This is a genomic window from Actinotalea sp., assembly GCF_041597215.1.
Classification (GTDB): Bacteria; Actinomycetota; Actinomycetes; order Actinomycetales; family Cellulomonadaceae; genus Actinotalea.
The window spans coordinates 1-4,430 of record NZ_JBFHHB010000252.1 but is presented as its reverse complement, the minus strand read 5'-3'; the positions used below and the strand labels follow the sequence as shown (position 1 = coordinate 4,430).

At 71.0% G+C, this 4,430-nt stretch carries 4 protein-coding genes; 3 read left to right on the top strand and 1 reads right to left on the bottom strand.

Translation table 11 applies throughout. From position 1 onward, the window contains the following. The first annotated feature begins 277 nt into the window (after positions 1-277). The 3 genes from ABWK99_RS13940 to ABWK99_RS13930 all read left to right on the top strand — a co-directional run bounded on the left by ABWK99_RS13940 (position 278) and on the right by ABWK99_RS13930 (position 4,280). Positions 278-730: an acyl-CoA thioesterase gene (locus ABWK99_RS13940; RefSeq protein WP_372595303.1), complete on the top strand. Its 453-nt coding sequence runs from the start codon at positions 278-280 to the stop codon at positions 728-730. A gap of 133 nt (positions 731-863) precedes the next feature. Next, a complete protein-coding gene (locus tag ABWK99_RS13935; protein WP_372595302.1) occupies positions 864-3,410 on the top strand; it encodes an ATP-dependent Clp protease ATP-binding subunit in 2,547 nt (848 codons plus the stop codon). Between the two features lie 195 nt (positions 3,411-3,605). Further along, complete coding sequence (locus tag ABWK99_RS13930; protein ID WP_372595301.1) at positions 3,606-4,280, top strand: hypothetical protein; 675 nt, start codon at positions 3,606-3,608, stop codon at positions 4,278-4,280. Here ABWK99_RS13930 and ABWK99_RS13925 read toward each other — a convergent pair. Beyond that, the coding region (locus tag ABWK99_RS13925) for a tRNA (cytidine(34)-2'-O)-methyltransferase (protein ID WP_372595304.1) at positions 4,253-4,430 on the bottom strand (178 nt) is incomplete at its 5' end. The two genes, ABWK99_RS13930 and ABWK99_RS13925, sit on opposite strands and share 28 nt — an antisense overlap.

The window sequence follows — 4,430 nt, the reverse complement described above, 5'->3', positions numbered from 1 at the left end:
CGGCCAGATCGACTCCGGCACCTCGTGGTTCCCGTCGAGAAGCGTGCCGTCCATGTCGACGGCGACGAGACGGATGCCTGAACCGAGCTCGCGCAGCTCGGCGTCCGACGGGACCCGGGGGGTGGGGGAGTCGCTCACCGGTCCCAGTGTTCCCTACCGAGCCCGCTGCCCGGTGCGCGCTGCCCTGGTGCCCGCTCTGCCCGCTGCGCACCGTTCCGCGTCGGGACGGCGCGCAGGGTCGGGCCGGACGGCGCGTGCGCCGACATAGGCTCGGATCATGGCTCCCCGACCCACCCCGCCCGGCCGCGGGTCCGTCACCATGCAGGTCCGGTGGTCCGACGTCGACCTGTTCGGGCACGTGAACAACGCCGCGTACCTGCGCTACCTCGACGACGCCCGGTTCACGCTGTTCTCCGGGATGGGCGTGGACGAGACGGGCGCGCTCACCGCGAGCCTGCTCGTCGTCGTCAAGCACGAGATCGACTACCTCGCCCCGCTCACCTTCCGGCCCGCGCCGATCGCGGTCGAGGTGTGGGTCCCGAGGATCGGCCGGTCCTCGGTGGACATCGCGTACGAGGTGGTCGACGAGCCGGGGACGGTCTACCTGCGGGCGCGCTCGCGGATGGTGCAGCTCGACAGCGCGACGCATGCCTCGAGGGAGTTCACCACGCAGGAACGGGCGTCCTTCGAGGCGTACCCGGGAGAGGCGCCCGAGCTCCACCCCTGGTGACCGGGCCGAGCGCCCGGATCACGCCGCTGGCGAACACGGGCAGTGCCGGGGCACTTGCGTGGTTAGCCTTGACGAACGACGTCCAGGCCTCCCGGAGCTCCCGTGGGGCGCGCGCCGCCCGCAAGGAGTGCTGATGTTCGAGAGATTCACCGACCGAGCCCGCCGCGTGGTCGTCCTCGCCCAGGAAGAGGCGCGGATGCTCAACCACAACTACATCGGCACCGAGCACATCCTGCTGGGCCTCATCCACGAGGGTGAAGGCGTCGCAGCCAAGGCCCTGGAGTCGCTGGGCATCTCCCTGGACGCCGTGCGCTCGCAGGTCCAGGAGATCATCGGCGAGGGCCAGCAGGCCCCCTCCGGTCACATCCCCTTCACGCCGCGTGCCAAGAAGGTGCTCGAGCTGTCGCTTCGCGAGGCGCTCCAGCTCGGCCACAACTACATCGGCACCGAGCACATCCTGCTCGGGCTGATCCGCGAGGGCGAGGGCGTCGCCGCCCAGGTGCTGGGCAAGCTCGGCGCCGACCTCAACCGGGTGCGCCAGCAGGTGATCCAGCTGCTCTCGGGCTACCAGGGCAAGGAGGCCGTCGCGGCCGGCGGTCCCGCCGAGGGCACCCCGTCCGGCTCGGCCGTGCTCGACCAGTTCGGGCGCAACCTCACCCAGGCGGCCCGCGAGGGCAAGCTCGACCCGGTCATCGGGCGCGAGAAGGAGATCGAGCGGGTCATGCAGGTGCTGTCCCGCCGCACCAAGAACAACCCGGTGCTGATCGGTGAGCCCGGCGTCGGCAAGACGGCGGTCGTCGAGGGCCTCGCCCAGGACATCGTGCGCGGCGACGTCCCCGAGACTCTCAAGGACAAGCAGCTCTACACGCTGGACCTCGGCGCGCTCGTGGCCGGCTCCCGCTACCGCGGTGACTTCGAGGAGCGGCTGAAGAAGGTCCTCAAGGAGATCCGCACGCGCGGCGACATCATCCTGTTCATCGACGAGATCCACACCCTGGTGGGCGCGGGTGCCGCCGAGGGCGCGATCGACGCCGCGAGCATCCTCAAGCCGATGCTGGCCCGCGGTGAGCTCCAGACGATCGGTGCCACCACGCTCGAGGAGTACCGCAAGCACGTCGAGAAGGACGCCGCCCTGGAGCGTCGTTTCCAGCCGATCCAGGTGGCCGAGCCGAACCTCACGCACACCATCGAGATCCTCAAGGGGCTGCGCGACCGCTACGAGGCGCACCACCGCGTGTCCATCACCGACGGTGCCCTCGTCTCGGCAGCGACGCTCGCCGACCGCTACGTCAACGACCGGTTCCTGCCGGACAAGGCGATCGACCTCATCGACGAGGCGGGCGCGCGCCTGCGCATCCGCCGGATGACGGCCCCGCCGGAGCTGCGCGAGCTCGACGAGCAGATCGCCAACGCCAAGCGGGACAAGGAGTCCGCGATCGACGAGCAGGACTTCGAGAAGGCCGCGCGACTGCGCGACACCGAGAAGCAGCTCGCCGCCAAGCGCGTCGAGAAGGAGAAGGCCTGGAAGTCCGGGGACCTGGACACCGTGGCCGAGGTCGACGAGGAGCTCATCGCCGAGGTGCTGGCGCTGGCCACCGGGATCCCGGTGTTCAAGCTCACCGAGGAGGAGTCCAGCCGGCTGCTCCACATGGAGGACGAGCTGCACAAGCGCGTCGTCGGCCAGGAGGCGGCGATCAAGGCGCTCGCGCAGGCGATCCGCCGTACGCGTGCCGGGCTCAAGGACCCCAAGCGTCCCGGTGGCTCGTTCATCTTCGCCGGGCCCACCGGCGTCGGGAAGACCGAGCTCGCCAAGGCGCTCGCGGAGTTCCTGTTCGGCGACGAGGACGCGCTCATCCAGCTCGACATGAGCGAGTTCTCCGAGAAGCACACCGTCTCGCGGCTGTTCGGCTCGCCTCCCGGCTACGTCGGCTACGACGAGGGTGGGCAGCTCACCGAGAAGGTGCGTCGTCGCCCGTTCTCCGTCGTGCTGTTCGACGAGGTCGAGAAGGCGCACGCCGACATCTTCAACTCGCTGCTGCAGATCCTGGAGGACGGTCGCCTGACCGACTCCCAGGGCCGGGTGGTCGACTTCAAGAACACCGTGATCATCATGACCACGAACCTCGGCACACGGGACATCGCCAAGGGCCTGCAGACGGGCTTCCAGGCGGGCGGCGACCTGTCGACGTCCTACGAGCGGATGAAGTCCAAGGTCCAGGACGAGCTCAAGCAGCACTTCCGGCCCGAGTTCCTCAACCGTGTCGACGACACCGTCGTCTTCCCGCAGCTCTCGCAGGACGAGATCATCTCGATCGTCGACCTCATGATCGCGAAGCTGGAGTCGCGGCTGAAGGACAAGGACATGGGCCTCGAGCTCACCGACGCGGCCAAGGTACTCCTCGCGGAGAAGGGCTACGACCCGGTTCTCGGGGCACGCCCGCTGCGCCGTGCGATCCAGCGCGAGATCGAGGACGTGCTCTCGGAGAAGATCCTCTTCGGCGAGCTGCGCTCGGGTCAGACGGTCGTCGTGGACGCCCAGGGCGAGGGTCTGCTCGGGGAGTTCCTCTTCCGCGGCATGGGTGGCAAGGACAAGGAGGACGGCACCGAGCCCGTGGGTGTCGCGGTCTCCTCGATGCCGCCGCTCACCACGACGGACGAGGCCGGGCCCGACGAGGCCTGATCGCGCCGCACGACCTGCCCGGTCCACCGCACGGTGGGCCGGGCATCGTCGTCCCCGGGTCCGCGCGCGAGCGGCGGCTGCGCCGACCCGGGTGCTCCTGCTCGACCCGTCCTAGCCTGGCGGCAGGGGGATCCGCGGGCGGCGCCCTGACCGGTGGCGACGGCGGCCCGACCGGGACCGGTGGGAGGAGTCGAGATGGGCGGGGTGCTCGGCCGGTGGCTGCGCTGGGTCTCGGTCGGTGAGCTCCTGGGCTTCTGCGTGCCGACGGCCGTGTTCGCGCTGACCGTCGCCCTCGGTGTCCCGGACCTGCTGGTGCTGCCCGCCATGGTGCTCGGCGGTCTCGGGGAAGGGCTCGTGCTCGGCTGGTCGCAGTCCCGCGTGCTGCGCGAGGTGCTCCCGGTCCCGGCCCGGCGCTGGACCGTGGCGACCGGCGTCGGCGGTGCCGTCGCCTGGGCGCTCGGCATGGCACCGAGCACCTTCGTCGCGGTGTGGACCACCTGGCCGGTCGTGGTGATCGTGCTGGTCGGGGCGGTCATCGGGCTCGCGCTGCTGCTGTCGATCGGTCTGGCGCAGTGGACGGTGCTCCGGCGGCACCTGGCGCGCGCCCGGTGGTGGGTGCTCGCGACGGCCCTGGCCTGGGGGGTCGGCCTCGGCGTCTTCGGTGCGGTCACCTCCCCGCTGTGGCGGCCGGGGCAGGGGCTCCCGCTCGTGATCGCGATCGGGCTGCTCGGAGGCGCCCTGATGGCCGTCTCGATGGCGGCGACCACCGGAGTGGCGTTGAGGGAGCTGCTCCGCCGGCAGGTTCTCGACGCGCCGGCGGCGCCCGAGCCGGAGAGGGGCGCTCAGACCGCGCCGGGGAACCCGAGCTGACGCCAGGCCTCGTACGTCGCGACGGCGGCGGCGTTGGACAGGTTCATCGAACGGCGTCCCGGGAGCATCGGGATGCGGAGCCGACCGGTCAGGCGAGGGTGGGCGAGCACCTCGGGGTCGAGGCCCGTCGGCTCGGGGCCGAACAGCAGG